General features: G+C 72.6%; 25 protein-coding genes. 10 read left to right on the forward strand and 15 right to left on the reverse strand.

The genetic code is table 11. The annotated features are described in order from the left end of the window. Positions 1-4 precede the first annotated feature (4 nt). From MKW14_RS28945 to MKW14_RS28970, 6 genes are all read right to left on the reverse strand, one after another. A complete protein-coding gene (locus tag MKW14_RS28945) occupies positions 5-1,459 on the reverse strand; it encodes an aldehyde dehydrogenase family protein (protein WP_240867481.1) in 1,455 nt (484 codons plus the stop codon). A gap of 5 nt (positions 1,460-1,464) precedes the next feature. Beyond that, entirely contained in the window at positions 1,465-3,195 is a 1,731-nt protein-coding gene (locus tag MKW14_RS28950) for an N-acyl-D-amino-acid deacylase family protein (RefSeq protein ID WP_240867226.1), read from the reverse strand. Between the two features lie 137 nt (positions 3,196-3,332). Further along, positions 3,333-4,451: an LLM class flavin-dependent oxidoreductase gene (locus MKW14_RS28955; protein ID WP_359015843.1), complete on the reverse strand. Its 1,119-nt coding sequence runs from the start codon at positions 4,449-4,451 to the stop codon at positions 3,333-3,335. Positions 4,452-4,551: 100 nt separating this feature from the next. Continuing rightward, the gene (locus MKW14_RS28960) at positions 4,552-5,322 is read right to left on the reverse strand and encodes an SDR family NAD(P)-dependent oxidoreductase (RefSeq protein WP_240867229.1); all 771 of its coding nucleotides are present in this window, start codon (positions 5,320-5,322) and stop codon (positions 4,552-4,554) included. A gap of 11 nt (positions 5,323-5,333) precedes the next feature. Further along, the gene (locus MKW14_RS28965) at positions 5,334-6,257 is read right to left on the reverse strand and encodes an LLM class F420-dependent oxidoreductase (RefSeq protein ID WP_240867232.1); all 924 of its coding nucleotides are present in this window, start codon (positions 6,255-6,257) and stop codon (positions 5,334-5,336) included. Beyond that, the gene (locus tag MKW14_RS28970; RefSeq protein ID WP_240867235.1) at positions 6,254-7,480 is read right to left on the reverse strand and encodes an amidohydrolase family protein; all 1,227 of its coding nucleotides are present in this window, start codon (positions 7,478-7,480) and stop codon (positions 6,254-6,256) included. Before MKW14_RS28970 ends, MKW14_RS28965 begins: the two co-directional genes overlap by 4 nt. Positions 7,481-7,669: 189 nt before the next feature. On the opposite strand from MKW14_RS28970, the gene afsR reads away from it, so the two are divergent. Both afsR and MKW14_RS28980 read left to right on the forward strand, forming a co-directional pair. After that, positions 7,670-10,621: an SARP-family global regulator AfsR gene (gene afsR / locus MKW14_RS28975; RefSeq protein WP_240867238.1), complete on the forward strand. Its 2,952-nt coding sequence runs from the start codon at positions 7,670-7,672 to the stop codon at positions 10,619-10,621. A gap of 341 nt (positions 10,622-10,962) precedes the next feature. Beyond that, positions 10,963-11,130 (forward strand): hypothetical protein, encoded by a 168-nt coding sequence (locus MKW14_RS28980; protein ID WP_240867239.1) that lies wholly within the window; start codon positions 10,963-10,965, stop codon positions 11,128-11,130. A 72-nt stretch (positions 11,131-11,202) separates the two neighbouring features. Here the strand turns inward: MKW14_RS28980 and MKW14_RS28985 are convergent, their stop codons facing one another. The 3 genes from MKW14_RS28985 to MKW14_RS28995 are packed head-to-tail and all read right to left on the reverse strand — an operon-like array spanning position 11,203 to position 13,414. Further along, complete coding sequence (locus tag MKW14_RS28985) at positions 11,203-11,574, reverse strand: fic family toxin-antitoxin system, toxin component (protein WP_240867241.1); 372 nt, start codon at positions 11,572-11,574, stop codon at positions 11,203-11,205. Continuing rightward, positions 11,571-11,789 carry a hypothetical protein gene (locus MKW14_RS28990; RefSeq protein WP_240867243.1) on the reverse strand — a complete coding sequence of 73 codons (219 nt, stop codon included), beginning with the start codon at positions 11,787-11,789 and terminating at the stop codon, positions 11,571-11,573. Before MKW14_RS28990 ends, MKW14_RS28985 begins: the two co-directional genes overlap by 4 nt. A gap of 32 nt (positions 11,790-11,821) precedes the next feature. After that, a complete protein-coding gene (locus tag MKW14_RS28995) occupies positions 11,822-13,414 on the reverse strand; it encodes a FadD3 family acyl-CoA ligase (protein WP_240867245.1) in 1,593 nt (530 codons plus the stop codon). Between the two features lie 92 nt (positions 13,415-13,506). Here MKW14_RS28995 and MKW14_RS29000 point away from each other — a divergent pair, with 92 nt between their 5' ends. From MKW14_RS29000 to MKW14_RS29010, 3 genes are read left to right on the forward strand one after another with little or no spacing between them, the layout of a single operon-like run. Beyond that, positions 13,507-14,655 (forward strand): lipid-transfer protein, encoded by a 1,149-nt coding sequence (locus tag MKW14_RS29000; RefSeq protein ID WP_240867247.1) that lies wholly within the window; start codon positions 13,507-13,509, stop codon positions 14,653-14,655. A 1-nt stretch (position 14,656) separates the two neighbouring features. Further along, complete coding sequence (locus tag MKW14_RS29005) at positions 14,657-15,073, forward strand: Zn-ribbon domain-containing OB-fold protein (RefSeq protein WP_240867249.1); 417 nt, start codon at positions 14,657-14,659, stop codon at positions 15,071-15,073. Next, positions 15,070-15,852, forward strand: coding sequence for an enoyl-CoA hydratase/isomerase family protein (locus tag MKW14_RS29010; RefSeq protein ID WP_240867251.1), 783 nt, complete (start codon positions 15,070-15,072; stop codon positions 15,850-15,852). The genes MKW14_RS29005 and MKW14_RS29010 overlap by 4 nt, the downstream gene beginning before the upstream one ends. Before the next feature lie 107 nt (positions 15,853-15,959). On the opposite strand, the gene afsK is transcribed toward MKW14_RS29010, so the two are convergent. Both afsK and kbpA read right to left on the reverse strand, forming a co-directional pair. Further along, on the reverse strand, positions 15,960-18,305 hold the full coding sequence (gene afsK / locus MKW14_RS29015) for a protein serine/threonine kinase AfsK (RefSeq protein ID WP_240867253.1): 2,346 nt from the start codon (positions 18,303-18,305) through the stop codon (positions 15,960-15,962). 182 nt (positions 18,306-18,487) lie between these two features. Continuing rightward, positions 18,488-19,219: an AfsK-binding protein KbpA gene (gene kbpA / locus MKW14_RS29020; protein ID WP_240867255.1), complete on the reverse strand. Its 732-nt coding sequence runs from the start codon at positions 19,217-19,219 to the stop codon at positions 18,488-18,490. Between the two features lie 123 nt (positions 19,220-19,342). Here kbpA and MKW14_RS29025 point away from each other — a divergent pair, with 123 nt between their 5' ends. Both MKW14_RS29025 and MKW14_RS29030 read left to right on the forward strand, forming a co-directional pair. Next, entirely contained in the window at positions 19,343-19,990 is a 648-nt protein-coding gene (locus MKW14_RS29025) for a TetR family transcriptional regulator (protein WP_240867257.1), read from the forward strand. A 185-nt stretch (positions 19,991-20,175) separates the two neighbouring features. Beyond that, positions 20,176-20,463, forward strand: a complete 288-nt coding sequence (locus MKW14_RS29030) for a hypothetical protein (RefSeq protein ID WP_240867259.1) — start codon at positions 20,176-20,178, stop codon at positions 20,461-20,463. A gap of 43 nt (positions 20,464-20,506) precedes the next feature. On the opposite strand, the gene MKW14_RS29035 is transcribed toward MKW14_RS29030, so the two are convergent. Further along, complete coding sequence (locus tag MKW14_RS29035) at positions 20,507-20,983, reverse strand: nitroreductase/quinone reductase family protein (protein ID WP_240867262.1); 477 nt, start codon at positions 20,981-20,983, stop codon at positions 20,507-20,509. Continuing rightward, the gene (locus MKW14_RS29040) at positions 20,980-22,164 is read right to left on the reverse strand and encodes an acyl-CoA dehydrogenase family protein (protein ID WP_240867264.1); all 1,185 of its coding nucleotides are present in this window, start codon (positions 22,162-22,164) and stop codon (positions 20,980-20,982) included. Before MKW14_RS29040 ends, MKW14_RS29035 begins: the two co-directional genes overlap by 4 nt. A gap of 76 nt (positions 22,165-22,240) precedes the next feature. Here MKW14_RS29040 and MKW14_RS29045 point away from each other — a divergent pair, with 76 nt between their 5' ends. Beyond that, entirely contained in the window at positions 22,241-23,413 is a 1,173-nt protein-coding gene (locus MKW14_RS29045) for a thiolase C-terminal domain-containing protein (protein WP_240867266.1), read from the forward strand. Between the two features lie 7 nt (positions 23,414-23,420). Here the strand turns inward: MKW14_RS29045 and MKW14_RS29050 are convergent, their stop codons facing one another. Continuing rightward, the gene (locus MKW14_RS29050) at positions 23,421-24,755 is read right to left on the reverse strand and encodes a DUF11 domain-containing protein (protein ID WP_240867269.1); all 1,335 of its coding nucleotides are present in this window, start codon (positions 24,753-24,755) and stop codon (positions 23,421-23,423) included. Positions 24,756-24,809: 54 nt separating this feature from the next. Here MKW14_RS29050 and MKW14_RS29055 point away from each other — a divergent pair, with 54 nt between their 5' ends. Further along, entirely contained in the window at positions 24,810-25,238 is a 429-nt protein-coding gene (locus MKW14_RS29055; RefSeq protein WP_240867272.1) for a pyridoxamine 5'-phosphate oxidase family protein, read from the forward strand. 3 nt (positions 25,239-25,241) lie between these two features. Beyond that, positions 25,242-25,907: a pyridoxine/pyridoxamine 5'-phosphate oxidase gene (locus MKW14_RS29060; protein WP_240867277.1), complete on the forward strand. Its 666-nt coding sequence runs from the start codon at positions 25,242-25,244 to the stop codon at positions 25,905-25,907. A gap of 34 nt (positions 25,908-25,941) precedes the next feature. On the opposite strand, the gene MKW14_RS29065 is transcribed toward MKW14_RS29060, so the two are convergent. Further along, entirely contained in the window at positions 25,942-26,802 is an 861-nt protein-coding gene (locus tag MKW14_RS29065) for a GNAT family N-acetyltransferase (RefSeq protein WP_240867281.1), read from the reverse strand. Between the last annotated feature and the right edge of the window lie 37 nt (positions 26,803-26,839).

The raw sequence follows: 26,839 nt of genomic DNA on the forward strand, positions 1-26,839 counted from the left end.
GCCACTACGTGAAACCCCACACGATCGACTGCACCTCCCCGTACGCGTGCAGGGCGTACGAGCCCACGTCGCGGCCGACCCCGCTCCGCTTGAAGCCGCCGAACGGGGCCTCCATGTTGCGGCCGACCGTGTTGACGCCCACGCCCCCCGCCCGCAGCCGCCGGGCCACCCGGAACGCCCTCGCCACGTCCCCCGACCAGACGTAGTCGATGAGCCCGTAGTCGCTGTCGTTGGCCAGGGCGACGCCCTCGTCCTCCTCGTCGAAGGGGATGACGACGACCACCGGGCCGAAGATCTCCTCGCGGGCCACCCGCATGTCGTTCGTGCAGTCGGCGAGGAGCGTCGGGGAGACGTGGAAACCCCGGTCGAGTGACGGGCGTTCGCCACCCGCGACCACCACCGCGCCCTCCTTGCGGCCCAGTTCGACGTACGACTCCACCCGGTCCCGGTGGGCCGCGGAGATCACCGGACCGACCACGGTGTCCGGCTCCCTCGGGTCACCCACCTTCAACCGGCCCGCGTACGCGGCCAGTTGGTCCACCAGGCGGTCGTACACCCCGCGCTGCGCCAGCACCCGCGTCGGTGCGGTGCAGATCTGGCCGCTGTAGAAGGAGAAGGTCGTGCCGATCCCGGCCACCGCCGAGGCGACGTCCGCGTCGTCGAAGACGACCGCCGCGCCCTTCCCGCCCAGCTCCATCAACTGCCGCTTCATCGACCGTCCGCACACCTCGCCGATGCGCTGCCCCACCGCCGTCGACCCGGTGAAGCTCACCATGTCGACGTCGGCCGACTCCACCGCCGCCTCGCCGACGGCCACCGACCGCCCGGACACGACGTTCACCACGCCCCGCGGCACGCCCGCCGCCTCCAGCGCCTCCGCCATCCGGTAGACCGACAGGGGGTCCTGCGGGGCGGGCTTCACCACCACCGTGTTGCCCATGGCCAGGGCGGGCGCGACCTTCCCGGCCGGGTTGGCCCACGGGTTGTTGTACGAGGTGATGCAGGTGACCACCCCCACCGGTTGCCGCACGGCGAGCGCACCGAACACCCCCGCGCGCCCCATCGGCCCGGCCTCGTTGATCTGCGGCGGGATCGCCCACTCGGCGGGCTCCACGCGCGCGTACCGCCGGAACCGGGCCACGCCCACCCCGACCTGCATCGCCCGCGCCGTCCCGGTGGTCGCCCCGGTCTCCGCCTGCGCCAGCTCGGCGTACGCCACGAAGCGGCTGCCGATGATGTCCGCGGCCCGGCCGAGGACCGCCGCCCGTTCCTCCGGCGGGGTCCTCGACCACGGCCCGAAGGCCTCGCGGGCCGCGGCGCAGGCCGCGTGCACCTGATCCCGCGAGGCCTCCGGAGCCCACCCGACGGTCTCCTCCGTCGCCGGGTCGACGACGGCGTAGTACCCGCCGTCCGGCTCGACCCAGCGCCCCCCGACGAACAGCCGCTGCCCGTCGGCCATGTCGCTCACCGGGTGCTCACCGTCCTGGTGTCCCGCCCGGATCGCAGCACCTTCCCCGGTACGGCGCCGCTCACCACGTCGTCCCGGATCGCCTCGACCCCGTTGACCCACACGGCCCGCACCCCGAGGGCCTTGGCGTCCAGCCGCGGACTGTCACCCGGCAGGTCGTGCACCAGGGTGGCCGAGGCCGCGCCGATCCGTTCCGGGTCGAAGAGCACGAGGTCCGCATGGAAGCCCTCCGCCACCCGGCCCCGCTCGCGCAGGCCGAAGAGCCGCGCCGGGTCGTCCGTCAGCATCTTCACCGCCTGCTCCAGCCCCACCAGCCTGCGTCCGCGCAGACAGTCGCCGAGGAAGCGGGTGGTGTACGGCGCCCCGCACATCCGGTCCAGGTGCGCCCCGGCGTCGGACCCGCCCAGCAGCACGTCCTCGTGCTGCCAGGTCTCGGCGCGCAGGGCCCAGGACGCCGGGTCGTTGTCGGTCGGCATGGGCCACAGGACCGTACGCAGCTCGTCGGCGGCGCAGATCTCCACCAGGCACTGGAACGGGTCCTGCCCCCGCTCCGCCGCGATGTCCCGCACCACCCGGCCGGTCAGCCCGCGGTTCGCCTCGCTGTAGGTGTCGCCGATGACGTACCGCCCGAAGTCCGCGAGCCGCCGGAAGACGCCCGCCTCCTTGGACCCGGCACGCCGCAGCATCTCGGCGCGCACGGCCGGGTCCCTCAGCCGCGCGATGCGCTCCGGCACCGGAAGCCCCAGGATCGGGCCCCATCCCGGGATCAGGTTCAGCGCGCAGAAGGTACCCAGGGACATGTTCATGGGCGTGAGGATCGGCATGGTCAGCGCGACGACCCGGCCGCCGGCCTTCCGCGCCTGCTCGCTCGCCTGCAGCTGCCGGGGCACGCGCTCGGGGACGGACGCGTCGATGGTCAGCACGTTCCAGTTCAGCGGCCGCCCGGCCGCCGCGCTCATCTCCGCGAACAGTTCGATCTCGGCGTCGCTGAACTGGTCCAGGCACCCGGCGACGATCGCCTCGATCTGCGTCCCCTCGTGCTCCCCCACGGCCCGCGACAGCGCCAGCAGCTCCGCCGGCTTCGCGTGCCGGGAGGCCACGGGCTGTCCGTCGCCGTCGGAGTGGGTCGAGGACTGCGTGGTGGAGAACCCCCAGGCCCCCGCGTCCATCGCCTCGTGCAACAGCCGTACGATCTCACCCAGTTGCTCCGCACTGGGCTGCCCCCCGACCGCGTCCGGCCCCATGACATGCCGCCGCAGCGCGCAATGCCCCACCATGAACCCGGCGTTGACGGCGATCCGCCCCTCAAGGGCGTCCAGGTACTCCCCGAAGGACCGCCAACTCCACGGCGCCCCCTCCTCCAACGCCACCAACGACATCCCCTCGACCTTGGACATCATCCGCCGCGTGTAGTCGGCGTCCTCGGGCCGATCGGGATTGAGCGGCGCCAGCGTGAACCCACAGTTCCCGGCGGCGACGGTGGTGACGCCGTGGTTGAGGGAGGGCGTCGCGTACGGATCCCAGAACAGCTGGGCGTCATAGTGGGTGTGCGGATCGACGAACCCGGGCGCGAGGACGAGCCCGGACGCGTCCTCAGTGGTCCGCGCCTCCTCGGTGACCTCACCGACGACAGCGATACGCCCGTCCCGTACACCGACGTCGGCCCTGAAACCGGGCGCACCCGTCCCGTCCACGACGGTCGCACCCTTGATGACGTGATCAAGCATGGGGGCTCCCTTTTCACTTGCGGGGACATGTCCGACCTGAAGGGGCGCGGGGCTGTGTCGATGTGCCGCTGTGTCGATGTGCGGCTCCGCCGCGCGGGCGCGACCAGCCCCCACACACCCGCACCCCGCGACGGCGATCAGCCGGCCGCCCGGAACCGCGACGTCCGATGGACAGGATCCGTGTCGATCTTCGGAATCACGTGCTCCCCGATCAACCGAATCGTCTGCAACGTCTCCTCCTTCGGCACCCCCACCGGCAACCCGAAGCTCAACTGGTCCGCCCCCGCCTGCTCCCACCGCTTGCACTGCGTGAGCACCTCGTCCGGGTCGCCGCAGATCAGCAGCTCCTCCTCGATCAGCAGCTCCACGAACTCCGGCGTGTACTCCGGCAGCGTCTCCGGCCACACCGGGAACCCCTCGGGACGAGGGAACGTGTCGTGGTACCGGAACACCAGTGAGGGCAGATAGTGCAGCCCCCCGTGCACCGCGATGTCGATCGCCTCCGCGTGGGTCGGCGCGCAGATCGCGGTCGTCGTCACCATCACGTTGTCGTTGACGAAGTCCCCGACCGGCTCCGCGTTCACGATCGCGGTCTTGTACTGCTCCAGCACCCATTCCATGTCGGACACCTTCTGGATGCTGAACCCCAGCACCCCGAGCCCCTTCTTCGCGGCCATCGCGTACGACGGAGGTGACCCGGCCGCGTACCACATCGCCGGGTGCGACTTGCCGTACGGCTTCGGCAGGACCTTGCGCGGCGGCAGCTGCCAGAACTTGCCCTGGAAGCCGACGTACTCGTCCTGGAGCCACATCTTGGGGAACTCGGCGATGGTCTCTTCCCAGATCTCCTTGGTGTAGTTCATGTCGGTCACCCCGGGGATGAACCCGAGGATCTCGTGCGAGCCGGCCCCGCGCCCGGACCCGAACTCGAAGCGGCCCTCGCTGAGGTGGTCCATCATGGCGACCTTCTCGGCCACCTTCACCGGGTGGTTGACCTGGGCGAGCGGGTTGAAGATGCCGGAGCCCAGGTGGATGCGTTCCGTCGCGTGCGCCAGGTAGCCCAGGAACACGTCGTTGGCGGAGAGGTGCGAGTACTCCTCCAGGAAGTGGTGCTCCGAGGCCCACGCGTACTTGAAGCCGGACTTGTCCGCCTGGATGACGTACTCGGTCTCCTCCATCAGCGCCTTGTGCTCGGCGAGCGGATCGGTCTCGGCGCGCTTACCCACGTATCCCTGTACAAAGAGGCCGAATTCCACGGCGGTTCACCGTCCCAAGTCAGGTGAGTCTGCTGATTCCGAGTGCTGAGTCCTATGACTTTCTGACGTACCGTCAGAAAGGTCAATAGTTGACGACCCGTCAGATGATGCTGACTCCCGCCAGCCAGCCGCCGTCGATGACGAAGGGCTGTCCCGTGATGTACGAGGAGTCGTCCGACGTCAGGAACAGGGCCAGCCGCGCCACCTCCTGCGGCTTCCCGATCCGCCCGAGGGGCACGAGCTTGCGGTACAGCTCGTCCAGGGCCCGGCTCGTCTCCTCCGCGTCTGCCTCCGGGTCCAGCTGGGCCGGGTTCGACATCGCGGTGTCGATCGCGCCGGGGCACATCGCGTTGACCCGGATGCGCCGGTCGGCGAGTTCCAGGGCGGCGACGCGGGTGAGGCCGAGGATGGCGTGCTTGGTGGCGGCGTACGTGCCGACGGCCGCCATGCCCGTCACGGCCGTGTAGGAGGCGGTGTTGACGATCGTGCCGCCGTCCTCCAAGACCGGCGCCATGGTCTTGACGCCGAGGAAGCAGCCCACCTGGTTGACCCGCACGACCTGCATGAACTCGTCGAGAGGCGTGTCGACGAGGGCGTTGAAGCGCAGGATGCCGGCGTTGTTGACCAGGCCGTCCACCCGGCCGTAGGTCTCCTTGGCGGTGCGGGCCGCCGCCTGCCAGTCCGCCTCCTCGCCGACGTCGAGGTGGACGTACCGGGCGCCGATCTCCCGCGCCAGCGCCTCGCCCTGCTCGTCGAGGACGTCGGCGACGACCACCTCCGCGCCCTCCGCCCGGAACAGCCGGGCCTCCTGCTCCCCCTGCCCGCGCGCCGCCCCGGTGACGACGACGACACGTCCGTCCAGCTTGCCCATGCGGTAACTCCCTAGAGGTGTGTGGCTACTTCGGCGCCGAAGGCCGCCATCTGGTCGGTGAGTTCGGTGCGGCTCCGGCAGCGGAACCGGACCTGGATCTGGTGCACGCCCATCGCGCGGTAGGCACGCAGGGACTCGGCGAGCGCGTCCGGGGGGCCGGTCAGGGTGCGGCGGCCGACCTCCCAGGCGGGCGTGCCGACGTAGAGCGGCTCGGTGATGGCTCCGATGGTCAACGGGCGCTCGACACCGGCTTCTTCGCGCAGCCGCCGCAGCCGGGCGATCTGCTCGGGGAGGCGGTCGCGGGGGTCGCCCTGCGGGAGCCAGCCGTCGCCCTTGAGCGCGGCCCTGCGGACGGCGGCGGGGGACGAACCGCCGACCCAGATCGGCACCTGCTCCTGCGCCGGTCTGGGCTGCTGCCCCAGTCCCTCGAAGTCGTGGAGCTTGCCGTGGTGTTCGGGGAACTCCTCGGGGCCGAGGGCCGCGCGCAGGGCGTCGATCGACTCGTCGAGCACGGCCCCGCGGTGCTCGAAGTCGACGCCCAGCGCCGCGAACTCCTCCGGGACGTGCCCGGCCCCGACCCCGAGGATCAGGCGCCCCCCGCCGAGGTGGTCGAGCGTGGCGTACTGCTTGGCCGTCAGCAGGGGGTGTCGGAGGCCCACGACGGCCACGTGGCTGAGCAGGCGGACGCGTTCCGTCACGCCCGCCAGGAAGGCGAGGGTGGCGACGGGGTCGTACCAGACCGTGCTCATCGCGGAGGCGAGACGCCGTGGGATGGCCACGTGGTCGCAGCTCGCTATGTAGTCGAAGCCGGCGCGGTCGGCCGCGCGGGCGACGGCGACCAGGTCGGCGGGGCCGGCCGTGGCCTCCCAGGGCTCGGCGTAGATCGTGCTCTGGGACTGGACGGGCAGCTGGATCCCGTACGCCAGGGCGCTCATGGCCGCCAGAGCCCTTCGGGGGTGAGCCCCAGCAGGTCGATGGCGTTGCCGCGGACGATCCGCTCCACCACGTCCGCGTCCAGGTGGCCCATCTGCGCCTCGCCGACCTCGCGGGACTTGGGCCAGGTGGAGTCGGAGTGCGGGTAGTCGGTCTCGTACAGGACGTTGCCGAGGCCGATCGAGTCGAGGTTCCTCAGGCCGAAGGCGTCGTCGAAGAAGCAGCCGTAGACATGCTCGGCGAACAGTTCGGACGGCGGCCGGTGCACCTTGTCGGCGACCCCGCCCCAGCCGCGGTTCTCCTCCCAGACGACGTCCGCGCGCTCCAGGATGTACGGGATCCAGCCGATCTGGCCCTCGGCGTACATGACCCTGAGGTTCGGAAAGCGCTCGAACTTGCCGCTCATCAGCCAGTCGACCATCGAGAAGCAGCAGTTGGCGAAGGTGATCGTCGAACCGACCGCCGGCGGGGCGTCCTTGGAGGTGGAGGGCATACGGCTGCTGGAGCCGATGTGCATGGCGACGACCGTGCCGGTCTCGTCGCAGGCGGCGAGGAAGGGGTCCCAGGCGTCGGAGTGGACGGAGGGCAGCCCGAGGTGCGGGGGTATCTCCGAGAAGGCGACCGCGCGGACCCCGCGGGCCGCGTTGCGGCGGACCTCGGCGGCCGCGAGCTCGGCGTCCCACAGGGGGATGAGGGTCAGCGGTATGAGGCGGCCATTGGCCTTCGGCCCGCACCACTCCTCCACCATCCAGTCGTTGTACGCCCGCACGCACAGCAGCCCCAGCTCGTGGTCCGCGGCCTCGGTGAAGGTCTGGCCGCAGAAGCGCGGGAAGGTCGGGAAGCAGACGGCGGACTGGACGTGGTTGACGTCCATGTCGGCCAGCCGCTGCGGGACGTCGTACGACCCCGGGCGCATCTGCTCGTACGTGATGACCTCGAGCTTGATCTCGTCCCTGCTGTAGCCGACGGCGGTGTCCAGGCGGGTCAGCGGGCGCTGGAGGTCCTCGTACAGCCACCAGTCGCCGATCGGGCCGTCGTCGCCGGGGGCGCCCATCACGGGCTTGAAGCGGCCGCCGAGGAAGCTGATCTCCTTCAGCGGGGCGCGCACGATGCGGGGGCCGACGTCCAGGTACTTCTTCGGGAGCCGGTCCTGCCAGACGCCCGGCGGTTCCACGGTGTGGTCGTCGACGGAGATGATCTGAGGGAGCGTCAGTTCGGAGTCCATGGCGCTCACGGTAGCGCCGATCTGACGACCCGTCAGCTCCCTGGGGTGGGGGTTGCCGAGTGGGGAGGAGAGGTGAGGGCTTGGTGAGATCCCGCGCGCCCGGCTGTGACGGAGCTCTCCACGGCTGCCGGATCCGCCGGGAACAAGGCAAACTGACGGAGTTGCTCACAGGGGTCTAGGGGGACGGCGATGGACGATGTACCGCGGGTGCCGGAGCAGAGGCGCCCCGGCTCGGCTGAGCCGACGGCACTGTGCTTCGGCGTGCTCGGCCCGGTGCGTGCCCGGCGCGGCGACGAGGCCCTGAACACCGGCTCACCGCAACAACGCGCCCTGCTGGCCGCCCTGCTGCTGCGCGAGGGCCGTACCGCCACCGCCGCCGAGCTGATCGACGCCCTGTGGGGCGAGGAGCCGCCCTCCCAGGCGCTGGCGGCGCTGCGCACGTACGCCTCCCGACTGCGCAAGGTGCTCGACCCGGGGGTCCTGGTCAGCGAGTCCGGCGGGTACGCGGTGCGCGGGCTCGGCGAGGGCGCGCTGGACCTCGCGGTCGCCCAGGAGCTGGCGGCCGAGGCGGAGAAGGCGCGGGCCGCCGGGGACCTGTGCCATGCGCGGGAGGTGCTGGGCCGGGCGCTCGCGCTGTGGGACGGGGAGACGCTGGCGGGGGTGCCGGGGCCGTACGCCGAGGCGCAGCGCGTGCGGCTGGAGGAGTGGCGGCTGCAACTGCTGGAATCCCGGCTGGACATGGACCTGGAGCAGGGCTGCCACGCGGAGGCCGTCTCCGAGCTGACGGCGCTGACGGCGGCGCATCCGCTGCGGGAACGGCCGCGGGAGCTGCTGATGCTCGCCCTGTACCGCAGCGGGCGGCAGGCGGAGGCGCTCGCCGTCTACGCCGACACCCGCCGGCTGCTCGCCGAGGAACTGGGCGTCGACCCCCGCCCGGGCCTCAGCGAACTCCAGCAGCGGATCCTGCGGGCGGACCCGGGTCTCGCGGAGCCCTCCGCCCCGCAGGCCGAGCCCGCCGCCGTCCCCGTACGCCCCGCGCAACTTCCCGCAACCGTCCCGGACTTCACCGGCCGCGCGGCCTTCGTGACGGAGCTGGGCGAGGTGCTGGCCTCGGCGGAGGGCCGGGTGATGGCGGTCTCGGCGCTGGCCGGCATCGGGGGCGTCGGCAAGACGACCCTCGCCGTGCACGTGGCCCACCAGGCGCGGACGGCCTTCCCGGACGGACAGCTGTACGTCGACCTGCAGGGCGCCGGCCCCCGGCCGGCCGAACCGGAGACGGTCCTCGGCTCCTTCCTGCGCGCCCTCGGCACGGTGGACTCCGCGATCCCGGACTCCCTGGACGAGCGCGCGGCGCTGTACCGGTCGGTGCTGGACGGGCGCCGGGTGCTGGTCCTGCTGGACAACGCCCGGGACGCGGCGCAGGTGCGGCCGCTGCTGCCGGGCACCGAGGGCTGCGCGGCGCTGGTGACCTCCCGGGTGCGGATGGTCGACCTGGCCGGCGCCCATCTCGTCGACCTGGACGTGATGTCCCCCGAGGAGGCGCTGGCCCTCTTCACGAAGATCGTCGGCGCGGAGCGGGTGGCCGCCGAGCGCGAGGCCGCGCTGGACGTGGTGGCCGCGTGCGGGTTCCTGCCGCTGGCGATCCGGATCGCGGCCTCGCGGCTGGCGGCCCGCCGCACCTGGACCGTCTCGGTACTGGCCGCCAAGCTGGGCGACGAACGCCGGCGCCTGGACGAGCTGCAGGCCGGCGACCTCGCGGTCAAGGCCACCTTCGAGCTGGGCTACGGCCAGCTGGAGCCGGCCCAGCAGCGGGCGTTCCGGCTGCTGGGCCTCGCGGACGGCCCGGACATCTCGCTCGCCGCGGCGGCGGCGGTGCTGGACCTGCCGGCCGAGGAGACCGAGGACCTGCTGGAGTCCCTTGTCGACACCTCGCTGCTGGAGTCGGCGGCGCCCGGCCGCTACCGGTACCACGATCTCGTACGGCTCTACGCGCGTGCGTGCGCCGAGCGGGACGAGTGGCCGCCCAGCGAGCGCACGGCGGCGCTGTCGCGGCTGCTGGACTTCTACCTGGCCACCGTCGGCGGGGTCTATCTGATCGAGCGGCCCGGGGACCGGCTGGTGGACCACCTGGCCGCACCGGAGTACCCGGGGCTGACCTTCTCCGACCGGCACGCGGCCCAGGACTGGCTGTACTCGGAGGCGGTCTCCCTGCTGGCCTGCGTACGGCAGTCCGCGCACCCGGGGATGATCGGGCACGCCGTCGACGTGCTGTGGGCGGCGGTCGACCTGGCCGAGTCGGGGACCAACTCCAAGGAGTACGAGGCGGTCGCCTCGGCGCTGCGCGAGGCGGCGCGGGAGGCCGGGGACCCGCGCGCGGAGGCCCGGGCGCTGATCTCGCTGGCGTACGCGCACAGCATCACCGGCCGGTTCGACCTGGCCGACGAGGAGGCCGGGCGGGCGAGGGAGCTGACCGGGGGCGGGGCCGGTGATCCGCTGGGCGGCTGCTGGTCGTACAACATCCTCGGCGCGATCGCGATGTACCAGAGCCGGCACGACGAGGCCGAGCGGTACTTCCGCCAGGCCATCGAGAACTTCCGTACCGTGGGCGACCGTTCGGGCGAGGCGAGCGCGCTGTGCAACCTGTCGCGGACCTATCTGGCGACCGGCCGCACGGACGAGGCCGTCGCGCTGGCCCGGCGGGGCACCGCGATGTACGACGACATGGGGCACGCGCTGAAGGGCGCCAACGGGCGGTACGCGCTGGGGCTCGCGCTCACCCGCAGCGGGAAGCTGGCGGAGGCCACCCGGTGCCTGCAGCTGGCACTCGAGGTGTTCCGGGAGAGCAGGCAGCGACTGTGGGAGGGGATGACCCTCTTCCGGCTCGCCGAGCTGGACCTCGCGGCCCGGCGGCCCGCGCAGGCGGCGGCGGACGCGGAGACCGCGCTGACGCTGCTGCGGGGCATCGGCGGCGAGTGGCGGCGGGGCAACGTCCTCACCGTGCTCGGACGTGCCCTCAACGGCATCGGCCAGCTGGACCGGGCGCAGGTGTGCTGGCGGGAGGCACTGGAGATCTTCGAGGCGCTGGGCGCCCCGGAGGCGGACGAGGTCCGGGCCCTGCTGACCCCGGCGTCGGTCGCCTGAACGGGCGTTCATCGTTCGTTTATCGCCCTGGTGCACTCTCACTTGTGCCGGGCCGTCGCGTCGGGGGGCAGACGGAACGGCACGGGGGCGGGCTCCAGGGCCTGTCCGGCAATTCCCGTCGTACGCCCGGGGGTCGGGCCGCGCGGCGCCATGGGGGTCCCTCGCGCGAGGTTGTCCGCGCGGGGGAGAGCGCGCGAGCGTGCCAGGCGTGGGGGCGGCGGACGGGAATTGTCGGACGGGCCCTAAGGTGAACCGGCCTCAGGATCCGTCCGGCGGTTCTCGGGGGAGCTGCCGGGCGGGTCTCGTCCATCCACCGCACGAGCCTTTCAGGGGAGCACCAGATGAGCGACGAGAACACCACCGACAACATCCACGTCACCGACGAGCCGGCCGGCGCCGAGGTGACCCCGGCCAACATCCACGTCACGGACGAGCCGCTCACGGCCACCGCGAAGGACTCGGGCAAGGTGACGACGGACAACATCCACGTCACCGACGAGAAGGCCTGACGACCACCACCCCGACGGGGAACGGCCGCGGCAGCCCGGAGGGGAGCTGCCGCGGCCGAGTCGTTCCCGTCGTCACACGGTCCACTCCTTGAGGACGGCCGCCACACTGCGCACCGTGCTCTCCGGCCGCTTGAGCTCCCGCGCCAGCGCGGAAACCCGCTGCTGATCGAGCTTGACCGGGACCCCGGCGGCGGTCAGATACGCATGAGCGACGGCAACGGCCACCCGCAGGTTCGAACGCTCCAGCCAGCGCATACGCCTCAGCGAATGCGCCAGGGCCGCCGCCTTCGCATGCACCCCCTGGTAGACCTCCTGCCCGACCAGCACCGCCCGATGACGCTCGACCGCGGCCACGGGAACGCCGTAGTCGTCGATGGCAGGGTCCTCCTGACCCGCCCGCTGCGCGACCTCCAGGATCCAGGCGAGGTCCACGTTGAGATTCACGGCCCGGTTTCCCCCTCGATCTCATCGATGAGATCGCCGTACTCATCGAGCACTTCCTGCGCGGCGGCCATGAACACGGCGCGCAGGTGCTCGTTGTCGTCCCTGATGAGCTGCTCGACATACTCGTTGACGGGTATCCGCCTCGTGGCTGCGGCCTGGCGGGCCATCTCCGCCGTCTCGTCGTCCATGCGGATGTTGATCTGCGTCTTGGCCATGCCGGGATGGTATCAGCAGATACCAACCCACGCTATCCGGTGATACCAGCCCTGCGCAACTTCCCCTTCACCACCTTCCCGCTCGCGTTCCGCGGCAGCTCGGCCACGAACTCCAACGACCGCGGGACCTTGTAGTTCGCCATCTCGCGCCTCGCCCAGGCGATCAAATCGTCGGCGGTGAGGACGGACCCCGGCCGCCGCACCACGTACGCCTTCCCGACCTCGCCCAGCCTCGGGTCCGGGACGCCGATGACGGCCACGTCAGCCACGTCGGGGTGCAGGCCCAGCAGTTGCTCTATCTCCGCCGGGTACGCGTTGAAGCCGCCGACGATGAACATGTCCTTGATGCGGTCGGTGATACGGAGGTTGCCGGCCGCGTCGAGCACGCCGACGTCGCCGGTGCGCAGCCAGCCGTCCTCCGTCAGGACCTCGGCGGTCGCGGCCTCGTCCTCGTAGTAGCCACGCATCACGTTGAAGCCCCGGACCAGGACCTCCCCGGGCTTCCCGACCGGCGCCTCGACCCGCACCTCCGTGCCGGGTATCGCCCGCCCCGACGTGGACGCGATCACCGTCGGTTCGTCGCCCCGGCGGCACATCGTGACGATGCCGCTCGCCTCGGACAGGCCGTAGGCGGTCAGGACCGTGCCGACGCCGAGTTCGCCGCGCAGCCGCTCCACCAGCCGCAGCGGCACGACCGCCGCGCCCGTCACCACCAGCCGCAGGGCGGACAGGTCGTGGGCGTCCCGGGCGGGGTGGTCCAGGAGCGACTGGTGCAGGGTCGGCGGGCCCGGCAGGACCGAGACGCGCTCCGCCGCGATGTTGGCGAGGGCCGTGTCCACGTTGAACACCGGCTGCGGGATCATCGTCGCGCCCCGCATCAGGCACGCGATCACCCCGGCCTTGTAGCCGAAGGTGTGGAAGAAGGGGTTCACGATGAGGTAGCGGTCGCCCCGCTCCAGGCCCGCGAGATCGCTCCAGATCTCGTAGCCCCGCAGGGTCTGCGCGTGCGTGATGACCGCGCCCTTGGGGCGGCCCGTCGTCCCGGACGTGAAGATGATGTCGGAGGGCATGGACGGGGACAGCAGCGCGGCGCGCGCCCGTACCTCCCACTCCCCCACGCCCTCCCCGCTCGCCAGGAAGTCCTTCCAGGTGCGGAAGTCGGCCGGGGCGTCCTCCGAGAGCACCACGACCTGTTCCAGGTCCGGGAGTCCGGGCAGCGGACCGGACCCCGGCCCCTCCCCCGCCGCCCGGCGCAGCGAGGCCACGTACGACGTGCCCAGGAACGTCCCGGTCACGAACAGCAGCCGCGCCCCGCTGCGCCGCAGCACGTCCGCCGCCTCGCCGCCCTTGAACCGGGTGTTCAGCGGCACCAGCACCGCGCCCGCCGACACCGCGCCCAGCGCGGCGACCATCCAGTCCAGGGAGTTGGGCGCCCAGATCCCCACCCGGTCGCCGACCGCGATCCCGTTCGCCACGCAGGCCGCGGCGGCCCGGTCGACGCGGGCGCCGAGTTCCGCGTACGACACCCGCACACGTCCTTCCACCACCGCCTCGACGTCCGCGTACCGCTCGGCGGCCGAGCGGACCAGGCCCGGGATGGTCCCCCACTCCACGTCACCGCGCACAACAGCCCCCTACCGCTAGCTGACTGACCGTCAGATTAGCGGTAACCTGACGGTCTGTCAGCTCAGGGGACAGCATGCGGAGGTGCACCGGCATGGGCGGAATCAAGGACGCCACCGCGATCGTCGGCATAGGACAGACACCGTTCGCCAAGCATCTGGAGGAGGACGAGAGAACCCTCGCCTGCCGTGCCGTCCTCGCCGCCCTCGACGACGCCGGGATCGCGCCCGGCGAGGTCGACGCGCTCGCCTCGTACACCATGGAGGAGACGGACGAGGTGGAGCTGGCGAAGGCCGTCGGCTTCGGGGACCTGACCTTCTTCAGCAAGGTGGGCTACGGGGGCGGCGGTTCGTGCGCCACCGTCGCGCATCTCGCCGCCGCCATCGCCTCCGGACAGGCGACCGTCGGGGTCGCCTGGCGCTCCCGCAAGCGCGGTTCGGGCCCCCGCCCCTGGACCAACACCACCGTCCAGCTCCCCACTCCGGCCCAGTGGACCCGCCCCTTCGGACTGCTCCGCCCCACCGACGAGATAGCCATGCTCACCCGCCGCTACATGCACGAGTACGGCGCCACCCGGGACCACCTGTTCAACGTCGCGCTCGCCTGCCGCAACCGGGCGAACCAGAACCCCGCCGCCGTGATGTACGAACGGCCCCTGACCCGCGAGATGTACATGACCGCCCGCTGGATCAGCGAGCCGCTGTGCCTCTTCGACAACTGCCTGGAGACGGACGGGGCGTTGGCCTGCGTCCTCGTCAGCGCCGAGCGCGCCCGCGACTGCCGGCAGACCCCCGTGTACGTGCACTCGGCAGCCCAGGGCCTGCCCGCCCAGCACCACGGCATGGTCAACTACTGGAACGACGACCCGCTCACCGGCCCCGCCTGGGCCGCCGCCCGACACCTGTGGAAGCACGCCGACTTCACCCCGCAGGACGTCGATGTCGCCCAGATCTACGACGCGTTCACCGCGCTCATCCCGCTCTCCCTGGAGGGCTACGGCTTCTGCGCGCGCGGCGAGGGCGGGGCGTTCACCGAGCAGGGCGCCCTGGAGATCGGCGGCCGGCTGCCGCTCAACACCGGTGGCGGCGGGCTCAGCGAGGCCTATGTCCACGGCTTCAACCTCGTCAACGAGGGCGTACGGCAGCTGCGCGGCACCAGCACCGCCCAGGTCCCGGACGCCGCCACCTGCCTGGTCACCGCCGGTGAGGGAGTCCCGACGTCCGCACTGCTGCTGAGGAGCTGACATGCTGAGCCCCGTCACCGACGCCGACGGCGCCCCCTTCTGGAGCTACGCCCGCCAGGGCGAACTGCGCGTCCAGGCCTGCTCCGACTGCGGCGAGCCGCGCTTCCCGCCCCGGCCCTGCTGCCCGCACTGCCAGTCCTTCGCCGCCGAGTGGCGCCGGATGGAGGGCCACGGCCGCATCTGGTCCTACGTCCTGCCGCATCCGCCGCTCCTTCCCGACTACGCCGAGCAGGCCCCGTACAACGTGGTCGTCGTCGAACTCGCCGACGCCCCGCGCATCCGGCTGGTCGGCAACGTCGTCGCCGAGGCCGGCGCCCGGCTGGACTCGGTGGCGCCGGAGCGGATCCGGATCGGGGCTCGGGTGCAGGTCGTCTTCACCGAGGACGGTCTGCCGCAGTGGGTCCTGGAGCGGCCGTGACGACGACCCGGGCCATCACCCTCTCCGTCGACAAGGACACCCGCGTCGCGACCGTCACCCTCGACCGGCCCGACCGGCTCAACGCCATCGACCTGACCATGCGGGACGAACTCCGGGAGACCTGGCGGGAGTTGCGGTTCGACGACGCCGTACGCGCGGTCGTCCTCACGGGCGCGGGCGAGCGGGCCTTCTGCACCGGCCTGGACCGCGACGCCGTCGTCCCGCAGCCCGGCTCGCCCTTCATGGCGGACGATCCGCTGCTGCGGGTCGGCCCCAAGTCGAACGACCTGTGGAAACCGGTCGTCGCCGCCGTGCGCGGCATGGCCTGCGGGGGCGCCTTCTACCTGCTCGGCGAGGCGGACTTCGTCGTCGCCGACCCCACGGCCGCCTTCTTCGACCCGCACACCACCTACGGCATGGTCAGCGCCTACGAGTCGGTGCTGCTGGCCCAGCGGATGCCGTACGGGGAGGTCGCGCGGATGATGCTGATGGGCACGGCGGAACGGATCTCCGCGAGACGCGCCCACGAGATCGGCCTGGTCTCCGAACTCACCGAGCCCGGCGGGGCGTTGGCGGCGGCCATGGAGTGCGCGACCGTGATCGCCGGGTATCCGCCGGAGGGCGTCCAGGGCACCGTGCGGGCGCTGTGGGCGGCCCGGGAGGGCGCCGTGGCCGCCGGGTTCGCGCAGGCCGCCCATCTGGTCGCGCTCGGGAATCTGCCGGGCGAACGGCAGGCGGAGCTGTTCGCGCGGCGCGGCAACGCATACCGGACCCGCTGAGCCGACCGGGTCACCGCATGGCGGTCATCGTCCGGCGGGCGTAGCGTCGGCACGGACGGCCGCCGTCCACACCCTTCCGTGCAGCTGGTACGACGGCCGTCCCCCGCTCAGCCGGTGCGTGCGGTACCGGTGCCCTTCTCCGCGTCCAGGGCGTACACGCAGCGGTCCTTGCTGCACGCGTACACGACCCCGTCCCTGACCACCGGCGACCCGGTGATCTCGCCGCCGGTCGCCAGCTTCCAGCGCAGCCGGCCGTCGTCGGCCTTCAGGGTGTACAGGAGGTGGTCGGTGGAGCCGAAGTGGATACGGCCCTCCGCCACGGCCGGCGCCCCCACGATGTCGCCGCCCGCCTGGAAGCGCCACTTGGGCGTGCCCGTGACCGCGTCCAGGGTGTAGAGGCCCTTGCCGCTGCCGACGTGGACGTGGCCCGCGGCCACCAGGACCGGGTCGACGGAGGCCCGGGACTCGGTGGCGATGCGCCAGCGGTCACGGCCGTCGGTGGCGTCGAGGGCGTAGACCGTGCCGAGGTAGTCGGCGAGGTAGATGCCGCCGCCGGTGACGGCGGGCCCCGGCGCGAAGGTGGGCGGGGAGAGGAACACGGCCGGTGCCTCGAAGTGCCACCTGACGTGGCCGCCGGCGACGTCGAGGGCCAGCACACGGGTGCCGGCGGACACGTAGACGCAGCCGTCCGGGGCGTGCGTCAGCCGGATCGGCACCCCGCCGCAGGAGGCGGCGTCGCCGATCGGGTAGGACCAGCGCTCGTCACCCGTACGGGCGTCCAGGGCGCGCAGCCGGGCGTCCTGCCAGACGTACACCGTGCCCTCGTGGACGGCGGGCCCGGCCTCCGGCGACTCGAAGTCGGTCTGGGCGCCGGTGAGCTCCCACAGCTTCTGCCCGTTGGCGGCCTCCCATGCCTGGACGCCGCCGCCGCGGGTGCCGGTGACGACCGTGCCCCGGTCGGCGTGCAGGGAGTACACCCAGGCGTCGGTGTTCAGCCGCCACAGGTCGGCGCCCTCACGGCAGTCCAGGGCGAACAGCGTGGGCCCGTCGGAGGCGTGGATACGGCCGTCGGCGACCGCCATCGACCAGGCCACGTCCCGGGTCTTGAAGCGCCGCCGCCCGGTGGCCACGTCCAGGGCGTGCACCTCGAAGGAGGTCACGTAGACGAGGTCGCCGAAGACGGAGGGGGTGCCCCACACGTCGTTGGACATGCGGAAGCGCCACGGGCGCCAGCCGGTGGCCTCCGGAGCGGGGGCGGGGGGCGCCGGCACGGCGGGGTCGGCGCCGTTGACGCCGGGGCGGGGCTTGGCCCAGGAGGCGGCCAGGGCGGCCTCCGGCGGGGGCGCCTTCACGGCGGCCGCGCGCACGTCGGCGACCCGGGGGCCGGGGCCGATGGGCACCTGGGCGCCGGCGAGGCGGACCGGGCCGGTGTCGGGGGCGCCGACCGGCACGGGGGGCGCGGTGGGGATCACCGGGTCGTGCGAGGGCGGGGGCGGCAGGGGCGGGCGGCCCCCTCCGCTGCGGGCGCCGCCCTGCTGGCCGGGCTTGGCCGCCGGGCGGCCGTTGCGCCGTGCCTCGATCAGGCTCACCGCCCGCTCGGGCAGCCAGGCCGAGGCCGTACCGCTGTCGTCGGAGCCGGAGCCGAAGAGGTGGGGGGCCAGGTTGGCCTGGAGGTCGGCCGGGTTGGGGCGGGCCGTGGCCTCCATCTGCATGCAGGACTCGATCAGCGGGCGCAGCTCGTCCGGCAGGCCCTCCAGGTCCGGGCCCTCCCGCAGCAGCATGAAGACCGTCTCGACCGGGTTGGCGCCGTGGAAGGGCGGGTGGCCGGTGGCGGCGAAGACCAGCATCGAGCCGAGCGAGAAGACGTCGCTCGCACCCGTGACCGACCGCGAGTCCTTGGCCTGCTCCGGGGACATGTAGGCGGGGGTGCCGACGGCCACGTTCGTCATGGTCAGACGGGTGTTCGAGACACCGGAGGCGATACCGAAGTCGATCACCCGGGGGCCGTCCTCGACCACGAGCACGTTCGAGGGCTTGAGGTCGCGGTGGACCAGCCCGGCGCCGTGGATCGACTGCAGCGCCTCCGCCACGCCCGCCGCGAGCCAGCGCACGGCCTGGGCCGGGAGCGGCCCGCACTCGTTCACTATCTCCTCGAGCGAGGGCGCGGGCACGTACGCGGTGGCCAGCCAGGGCACCGCCGCGCGCGGGTCGGCGTCGACGACGGCCGCCGTGTAGAAGCCGGAGACCGCCCGGGCCGCCTCCACCTCACGCGTGAAACGGACACGGAAGAGCTGGTCCTCGGCCAGCTCGGTCCGGACCGTCTTGATCGCCACGCGCCGGCCGGACGCCGAGCGCGCGAGATAGACCAGCCCCATGCCGCCGGCACCCAGCCGTCCCAGCACCTCGAACGGCCCGATCCGCCGCGGATCGTGCTGCGTCAGCTGATCCACCACTTGCCTGCCACCTCCCCGTACAAGCCGCGCCACCCACATATGTACGCGACCGAAGTGCAGCGTCTCACCACCGCACCGCCATGGCGGCACGCACCCCGATTCTTCCTGGCCGGGGCACCGGTTGCGAACCCGGGCCCGAATCGGGGTGTCTCCCGGCAAACCGGGGCGTTTCACCGCATGACTCAGCGCTCGGGCCGCTCCAGTACGGCGAACGACGCCCCTTGATTGTCGGTGACGACCGCCACCTTTCCGTACGACGTCTCGAATGGTGGTGCCTGAATACGGCCATCGAGCCGGCTCACCGTCCCGAGGACCGTCTCGCAGTCCTCGACGGCGAAGTGGACGACGAAATGGGGCGGCATCTCGGCCGGAAAGACCTCGGAGACCGGCGCGCGGCCGAAGTCGGGCCGGGCGTCCGGCCCGAACAGGGCGTCGTGGAAGAGCTCGCCGTAGAAGGTGTTGGCGGCCTCGGTGTCACGGGCGTACAGCTCGGCCCAGGCGAAGGTGCCCGGCTCGTGCCGCCTGCCGAAGCCGGGGTGGGAGCCGGGCTCCCAGAGGCCGAAAACAGCTCCCTCGGGGTCGGTGACCAGCGCGGTCGTCCCCAGGTCGCCGAGCGGGACGGGCGCGGTGACGACCTGTCCGCCGGCCGCCCAGACCCGGTCGGCGAGGGACTCCGCGTCCGGGGTGGCGAAGTAGACGGTCCACACGGTGGGCAGCCGCCCGTCCGTCTTGCGGGCGAGCGCGGCGACCGGCTCGCCGTCCTTGCGCGCCCAGACGGATCCGCCGTACGCGTCCTCGAAGTCCCACCCGAAGAGCTCACCGTAGAACCGCTTGCCCGCCTCGACGTCGGGAAGCTGCGCGTCCACCCAGCAGGGGACGCCCTCTCCGTACGCGGATGCCCTGTTTTCGGCCATACCGCCAACCTAACGGCGCCTCGCGCACCCCGCAGGACCAGGCACACCTGTCTCCCCACCCCCATGCACCCCATTTGCAGTCGGCCGAATCGCGCTCCGATCACCCCTCGGTAAGCTGACGACATGACAGGACAAGTGCGTACCGTCGACGGCCGTGTGGCGGGTCGGCGTGGGCAGGCGACCCGGCAGAAGCTGCTCGACTGCCTCAGCGAGATGCTCAGCTCCTCCCCGTACCGGGACGTCAAAGTCATCGATGTCGCCCGGAAGGCGGGCACTTCGCCCGCGACCTTCTACCAGTACTTCCCGGACGTCGAGGGCGCCGTCCTGGAGATCGCCGAGCAAATGGCCACCGAGGGCGGGCAGTTGACCGCGCTGCTCGAGGGCCGCTCGTGGGTCGGCAAGGCCGGCTGGCAGACCGCGCAGGAACTCGTGGACGGGTTCCTGGAGTTCTGGCGGAAGAACGACGCGATCCTGCGCGTGGTCGATCTCGGGGCCGCCGAGGGCGACAAACGCTTCTACAAGATCCGCATGAAGATCCTGAACTCGGTCAACAACTCCCTGGCGGACTCCGTCGCCGAGTTGCAGGCCAAGGGCAGGGTCGACAGGGACGTGAACCCGGCCGCGGTCGCCGGTTCGCTCGTCGCGATGCTCGCGGCGGTCGCCTCGCACCAGAAGGGCTTCCAGACCTGGGGCGTCAAACAGGCCGAACTCAAGCCGAACCTGGCCCTGTTGGTGCACCTGGGCGTCACGGGCAAGAAACCCACGAAGTAACCCGCCCCCCTTTCCAGGCCCCCCCAAGTCCTGTCTCGCAGGCGGTGGTTCACGGACGACTCCCGTGAGCCACCGCCTGCTCCGCTGTCCGGGCACCGCCCGGCCCCCGGCCCCGGTACCCGGTGAACATCGCCTCGCCGGATTGCGTACATAGGGGGAGGTACTCCACGAAAGGGGACGCGCTCATGATCCTGCTCAAGCGAGCGGCCGTCGCCGTGGCCTCGGTCGCCCTCGTCACCGGCGCCGCGGGGATCGCCGCCGGGCCCGCCTTCGCGACGGGCCAGCCCAACCAGTCCTGCCAGGCCGAGCCCGCGAGCCCCGGCCACGCGTCGAGCGCCCCCGGTTCCGCGTTCAACGAGGATCCGGGCGGTGTCGCCGGCGGCAAGTACGCCGGTTCCCAGCCCCAGAACTCCAAGAACCCGGCCTCGGTCTCCCAGTACGACGTGGCCTGCACACAGGTCTCGGCTCACTGATCGCCACGGGTGACCCGGTCACTGATCGCGACGCGTGATCCGATCACTGATCGCGACGGGTGATCCGGAAGACCCGGATCTCCCTGTCGACCCGTGCCTGATAGGTGGCGTACGGCGGCCAGAAGGCCAGCAGTCGCTTCCAGGCCGCCGTCCGCTCCTCGCCCTCCAGCAGGTGGGCCCGGACGGGGATGTCCGCGCCCTTCCAGCTGACCTCGGCGTCCGGATGGGCGAGCAGGTTGTGGGTCCAGGCCGGGTGGTCCGTACGGCCGAAGTTGGAGCCGATGAGCAGCCAGCTGCGGCCGCCCTCCTCCGGCATGCACGCGAGCGGCGTACGGCGCCGCTGCCCGCTCCTCGCCCCCGTGGACGTCAGGATCACCCCCGGCAGCATCTGCGCGCTCAGCAGCACCTTCCCCCGGGTCAGCCGGTGGACCGCACGGTCCAGCGCCGGGATCACGTGCGGGGCCACCTTCGCGAAACCCCGCGTCGACGACACCCGCTGCACGACACGTTCGCCGATCACACCGCCACCTCCCGGCCCTCGAAGAGCCGCGCCGTCTCCGCGGCACGCGCCCGCAACCGATGCACCGGCCCGAAGAGGAGTTCGTCGCCCGATGCGCGTTTGAAGTACAGATGCGCCTGGTGTTCCCAGGTGAAACCGATGCCCCCGTGCAGCTGGACGCCCTCGGCGGACGCCACCCGCAGGGCCTCCAGGGCCTGCGCGAGCGCCAGCCCGCCGGCCCGCTCCCCCTTGGCGGTCGCCCAGGCCGCGTAGTACGCCGCCGACCGCGCCGCCTGGACCTGCACGTACACGTCCGCCAGCCGGTGCTTGACCGCCTGGAAGGAGCCGATCGGCCGCCCGAACTGCTCACGCTGCCCCACGTACTCCACCGTCAGCTCCAGCGCCCGGTCCGCCGCCCCGACGGCCTCGCAGGCGAGCACGGCGGCGACGGTGTCCCCGAGCGCGGCGAGGGCGCCCAGGACGTCCGCGCCGTCCTCCCCCAGCAACTCCGCCTCCACGTCCCGGAGTTGGACGCGGGCCTGCGGCCGGGTGGCGTCCAGCGCGGTCTGCCGTACCCGCACCACCCCCTCCGCCTCACCCCGCACCAGGAAGAGCAGCGTCCGGGAGCGGGCGAACCCCCCGGTGTGCGCGGCGACGAGCAGCACCCCCGCGCTGTGCCCGTCGAGCACCTGCTCGGCCTGCCCGTACAGCCGCCACCCCTCACCCGCCCGTCTGGCCTGGACGCCCCCGGCCCGTCCGCCGCCGGCCCACTCCCCGCCGTTGTCGCCGGTCAGGGCGAGGGCGGTGGCGAGGGCGGTGCCGGGGACGGCGAGAGCGGCGGTGAGGGCGCCGGAGGCCAGGTGGGGCAGCAGCGCGGCGCGCTGGGCGTCCGAGCCCAGGGCGAGGATCAGCGGCGCGGCGAGGACGGCGGTGGCGAGCAGCGGCGAGGGGGCCAGCGCCCGTCCCGTCTCCTCGCAGGCCAGGGCCAGCTCGGTCGCCGAGCAGCCGACACCGCCGTACGCCTCGGGCAGGGCGAGCCCCGGCAGGCCGAGCTGGTCGGCGAGGGCGGTCCACAGGACGGGGTCGTGCCCGTCGGGGGTGTCGAGGGCGGCCCGCAGCTCCCGTGGGCCGCAGCGCTTGGTGAGCAGTTCGCGCAGGGTACGGCGGATCTCGTCCTGTTCGGCGGTGAAGCGGGCGTCCATGGCTCTTCCCTCCGGATCTGACGGGCCGTCATATTAGGAGTCCGGGAACGATATGCCCAGGGGAAGGTGGCCTCTCATGACGCGCGGGAGCCGGAAAGTGGCCGTGGTCGGGGTGTCCCTCTCCGACTGCGGCCGTGTCGACGACGCGACCCCGTACGCCCTGCACGCCCAGGCGGCCCGCCGCGCCCTCACGGACGCGGGCCTCGGCCGCGACGTGGTCGACGGATTCGCCTCGGCCGGCCTCGGCACGCTCGCCCCCGTCGAGGTCGCCGAGTACCTCGGCCTGCGCCCCACCTGGGTCGACTCCACCTCCGTCGGCGGCTCCACCTGGGAGGTCATGGCCGCCCACGCGGCGGACGCGATAGCGGCCGGCCACGCGAACGCCGTGCTCCTGGTCTACGGCTCCACCGCCCGCGCCGACATCAGGGCCGGCCGCCGCACCGGCGACCTCTCCTTCGGGGCGCGCGGCCCGCTGCAGTTCGAGGTCCCCTATGGCCACACCCTGATCGCCAAGTACGCGATGGCGGCCCGCCGTCACATGCTCGAACACGGCACGACCATCGAGCAGTTGGCGGAGGTGGCGGTGCAGGCCCGGGCGAACGCGGCCCTGAACCCGGACGCGATGTTCCGCGACCCGGTCACCGTGGACGACGTCCTGTCCGGCCCGATGATCTCCGACCCGTTCACCAAGCTGCACTGCTGCATCCGCTCCGACGGCGGCGCGGCGGTGCTGCTGGCCGCCGAGGAGTACGTACGGGACTGCCGTACCGCCCCCGTCTGGGTGCTCGGCACCGGGGAGCACGTCTCGCACGCGGCGATGTCCGAGTGGCCGGACTTCACGGTGTCCCCGGCGGCGGTGAGCGGGCGGCTGGCCTTCGGGCGGGCCGGGGTGCGGCCGGCGGAGATGGACTTCGCGCAGATCTACGACGCGTTCACGTACATGACGCTGGTGACCCTGGAGGACCTGGGCTTCTGCGGGAAGGGCGAGGGCGGGGCGTTCGTGGAGAAGGGGCGGCTGCGGGTCGAGGGCGGGGAGCTGCCGGTGAACACGGACGGCGGCGGACTGTCGGCCCAACACCCCGGGATGCGGGGCCTGTTCCTGCTGGTGGAGGCGGTACGGCAGCTGCGCGGGGAGGCGGGCGCCCGGCAAGTGCGCGCGAGCGACGGGGAGTTGCCGCGGCTGGGGGTGGCGTCGGGGACCGGCGGGTGGTTCTGCTCCTCCGGGACGGTGGTGCTCGGACGGGACTGAACCGGGGTCACTTCTCGACAGTGACCGCGGCCTCGTCGTTGGCCGGGTGGGGATCGTGGCGGACGAGACCGGACCGGGTGGCGTCCTCGGTGTCCCGGACGCTCACCCGTCCCGCGCCCGGCGCGCCGAGGCGCAGGGTGAACTCGAAGGTGCGGGACTTCCCGGGGGCGAGTTCCTCGACGGGGCAGGTGTAGGCGGCGAGGTTGGTCTCGCAGTAGGGCCCGTACTGACCGTCGTCGATCTCCGTCATGGGCTCCTTCAGGACCCCGCTGTCGAGGGGCTTCTCGAAGATCAGCTCCGCCGCGGCGCCCGGGTCGCCGGGGCCGTTGTTGCGGACGGTGACACGGAGCTCGCGGGTGTCGCCGGGGTCGCCGCGCAGGGTGGCGCCGGTGACCTCGTAGTCGGCGTGGGTGCGGAGGGAGACGGGGGTGGTGCCGCCGCCGGTCTCGAAGGTGCCCGGCGCCAAGTGGGCGGTTCCGGCGGTCACTTGGAGGGCGGGCCCGTCACCCTCGTCCCCGCGCCTGGTGTGGCCTCCGATGGGCGGCTCGGCGTCCAGCGGCCACACCTCGGTGCCGATGCCGTCGTACATCGTCGTGTCCGACGCGCGCAGCCGCAGTCCGGGGCGCAGGGCGACGGTCTCGCCGGGCGCGATCCGCACATCGGGAAGGCGGCAGATCGCGACGGCTCCGAAGTGGTCCTCCCGGTCGGGGTAGCGGCAGCCGGAGTGGCGTTCGGCGAACTCCCCTTGCCCCGCCTTGAGTTCGATGCCCAGCCCGCGCACCGGCACCGCGCCGGTGTTCCGGACGATCAGGGGCGCGGTGAGGCCGGCGCCGGGGCGGACGCCTTGGAACGGCTTCGGGACCAGCGCCTGGACGACGGGCTCGCCGACCACCACCTTGGTCCGCGCGGTGAGCTTCTTGCCGCCCTTCACGCCGAACGTGACCTTCACGAACGCCGAGTCCCCGGCCCGGGCGCCCTTGGCCGCCACCGGGAGGATCCGCCGCTGGCCGACCCCGTTGACCTGGGTGTCCACCACGTCGCAGCTGACGTGCGCCGGATCGGCGGCCCGGCAGTCCGGGCCGGACTCGCGCAGCCGGACGACGTCCTTCGCGCCCTGCTGCACCTCCACCGTGACGTGGTGCCTCTCGTCGCGCGGGTACGGCGCCCCGCCGTCGGCCTGGAGGGTGAACTCGGGCGGGTCGTGGAACACCGACTTCTCGCCGTACGGCGGCACGTAGAAGACCTTCGGCATGGTGAGGAAGGTCGGCTCCTCACTGACGCACGCGGTGAGGGCGCCGAGCAGGACGAGGGTGCCGGCGACGGCGACGGTCGTACGCTGCAACTGGAGCCCCCTTCCCGGCCCGCAGCGTACCGCCCGTCACCGGAGGAGACCCGTATGGCCCTGACCCGTGTAGAGCGCGCACAGTTCCTGGCCGAACCCCACATCGCCGCGCTGTCGGTGGACGCGGGTGAGGGACGCGCGCCGCTCACGCTGCCGATCTGGTACCAGTACGACGACGCCGACGGGACCGTGTGGATCCTGACCGGGCTCACCTCCCGCAAGTACGAGCTGATCCGGGCCGCGGGCCGCTTCTCCCTGATGGTCGACCGGCTGGAGCCCACCATCCGGTACGTGTCGGTGGAGGGCCCGGTGATCGAGACCGCGCCCGGCACCATCGAGCGGCTGCGGGAGATGAGCGCGCGGTACCTGCCGGCCGAGAAGGTGGACGCGTACGTCGACTTCGCCTGGAAGAACCACGGCGAGCAGGTGTTCCTGCGGATGCGGCCCGAACGGTGGCTGTCCTCGGACCTCGGTACCGTCTGAGGCATGGCAACGGATCTTCACGAGCTGCTGAGGTCGCTGCGGGTGTGGGACCCGGCGGTCACCGAACTGCGCCCCTTCGACCCGTCGGCCGCCCCCGCCGACCCCCTCGACCTGTTCACGGCGTGGTTCGCCGACGCGGTCGCGGCCGGGCAGCGCGAGCCGCACACCATGTCCCTCGCGACGGCCGACGCGGACGGGCGGCCGGACGTACGGATCGTGATGCTGCACGGCGCGGACGCCGACGGCTGGACCTTCGCGACCCATGCGAGCAGCCGCAAGGGCCGGCAGCTCGCGGAGCGCCCGCAGGCGGCCCTGTGCTTCTACTGGGCCGCCCTCGGCCGCCAGGTACGGCTGCGCGGCACCGTCACCGCCGCTCCCGCCGCCGCGTCCCAGGGCGATCTGCACGCCCGCTCCACCGGCGCCCTCGCCGCCGCGCTCACCGGCCGCCAGAGCGAGGTCCTGGGCTCGCTGGAGGAGCTGGCGCAGGTCTCACAGGCCGCCTGGGAGCGAGCCCAACGGGAGCCGGACGCCCCCGTACCGACCTGGACGCTGTACCGGCTGCGCCCGGAGGAGGCGGAGTTCTTCCAGGGCGACGAACAGCGCCGCCACGTACGGCTGAACTACCGGCGGGAGGGCGGGGGTTGGGAGCGCGAGCTGCTGTGGCCGTGAGACTGTTCATCCAGCGTCGACGACCTGACCCGCGTCACCCCTTGAAGTCGTACAGGTCGAAGTCGGCCACCGGGCGGTAACCGATGCGCTGGTAGAGGGCGTTGCTGGTCGGGTTGGACAGGTCGGTGAAGAGCAGGACCTCGTCGGCGCCCGACGCCCGCGCCGCCCGGCTGACCTCGGCGGTGACCGCGCCCGCGTACCCCCGGCCGCGCAGGTCCGCCGGGGTGTAGACGGGCGCCACGCGCACCTGCCCGGCGACCATCGGGGTGGCGCCGGCCATGGAGAGCGGGGTGCCGTCGGCGTCCTCCCAGAACGTGACGCCGCCGTAGGAGATGCGCGCGTCGGCCCAGCTCTCCGCGCGCTGCGAAGCACCCTCGCCGACGGCCGCGGTGAACTCGCGGTACCAGCACACCAGTTGCTCCCGGTCCGCCTCCCCCGCGACCCGCGCCCGGCCCTGCGGCACCGGGCCCGGTGCGGTCAGGGCGTCGAGCCGGTACAGCCGCTGGCGCTCGCGCACCGCCGCCCTCGCACCCGTGTGCCGCTCCCAGGCCCGCGCCAGCTCGGCGACGGAGGCCCGCTCACCGGAGACACCGGGCAGCGGGCGGCCGTCGGCGGCCAGGTGGGCGGCGAGGGCGTCGGCCTCCTCGGGGGTGAGGGAGGTGACGTTGAGGCGGTAAGGGGGCGTACGGAAATACACCGCCCGGACGGCCCCCTCCCGCTCCAGCACCCCGAAGTACGGCGCCTCGTCCCCGTAGGCACCCGGCCCCCGGGTCCGCACCTGCTCGGTCACGGTCAGCGCGAGGGTGTGCAGGGCGGGCCGGGAACGCAGGAAGTCCCCGGCCCGGGACAGGAAGACGCCCACGTCGTCTATGCGGTACCAGTCATCGGATCCCATGCCTCATGCTGCCGCGCACTCCCCCCGGGACGCCTCC

This window comes from Streptomyces gilvus, assembly GCF_022513565.1.
Classification (GTDB): domain Bacteria; phylum Actinomycetota; class Actinomycetes; order Streptomycetales; family Streptomycetaceae; genus Streptomyces; species Streptomyces gilvus.

Bases quoted from the DNA above. Each gene is read 5' to 3' on its own strand.
- MKW14_RS28945 (WP_240867481.1), bottom strand. From the start codon at position 1,459: ATGGCCGACGGGCAGCGGCTGTTCGTCGGGGGGCGCTGGGTCGAGCCG.
- MKW14_RS28950 (WP_240867226.1), bottom strand. From the start codon at position 3,195: ATGCTTGATCACGTCATCAAGGGTGCGACCGTCGTGGACGGGACGGGT.
- MKW14_RS28960 (WP_240867229.1), bottom strand. From the start codon at position 5,322: ATGGGCAAGCTGGACGGACGTGTCGTCGTCGTCACCGGGGCGGCGCGC.
- MKW14_RS28965 (WP_240867232.1), bottom strand. From the start codon at position 6,257: ATGAGCGCCCTGGCGTACGGGATCCAGCTGCCCGTCCAGTCCCAGAGC.
- MKW14_RS28970 (WP_240867235.1), bottom strand. From the start codon at position 7,480: ATGGACTCCGAACTGACGCTCCCTCAGATCATCTCCGTCGACGACCAC.
- afsR (WP_240867238.1), top strand. From the start codon at position 7,670: ATGGACGATGTACCGCGGGTGCCGGAGCAGAGGCGCCCCGGCTCGGCT.
- MKW14_RS28980 (WP_240867239.1), top strand. From the start codon at position 10,963: ATGAGCGACGAGAACACCACCGACAACATCCACGTCACCGACGAGCCG.
- MKW14_RS28990 (WP_240867243.1), bottom strand. From the start codon at position 11,789: ATGGCCAAGACGCAGATCAACATCCGCATGGACGACGAGACGGCGGAG.
- MKW14_RS29000 (WP_240867247.1), top strand. From the start codon at position 13,507: ATGGGCGGAATCAAGGACGCCACCGCGATCGTCGGCATAGGACAGACA.
- MKW14_RS29005 (WP_240867249.1), top strand. From the start codon at position 14,657: ATGCTGAGCCCCGTCACCGACGCCGACGGCGCCCCCTTCTGGAGCTAC.
- kbpA (WP_240867255.1), bottom strand. From the start codon at position 19,219: ATGGCCGAAAACAGGGCATCCGCGTACGGAGAGGGCGTCCCCTGCTGG.
- MKW14_RS29025 (WP_240867257.1), top strand. From the start codon at position 19,343: ATGACAGGACAAGTGCGTACCGTCGACGGCCGTGTGGCGGGTCGGCGT.
- MKW14_RS29030 (WP_240867259.1), top strand. From the start codon at position 20,176: ATGATCCTGCTCAAGCGAGCGGCCGTCGCCGTGGCCTCGGTCGCCCTC.
- MKW14_RS29040 (WP_240867264.1), bottom strand. From the start codon at position 22,164: ATGGACGCCCGCTTCACCGCCGAACAGGACGAGATCCGCCGTACCCTG.
- MKW14_RS29045 (WP_240867266.1), top strand. From the start codon at position 22,241: ATGACGCGCGGGAGCCGGAAAGTGGCCGTGGTCGGGGTGTCCCTCTCC.
- MKW14_RS29055 (WP_240867272.1), top strand. From the start codon at position 24,810: ATGGCCCTGACCCGTGTAGAGCGCGCACAGTTCCTGGCCGAACCCCAC.
- MKW14_RS29060 (WP_240867277.1), top strand. From the start codon at position 25,242: ATGGCAACGGATCTTCACGAGCTGCTGAGGTCGCTGCGGGTGTGGGAC.
- MKW14_RS29065 (WP_240867281.1), bottom strand. From the start codon at position 26,802: ATGGGATCCGATGACTGGTACCGCATAGACGACGTGGGCGTCTTCCTG.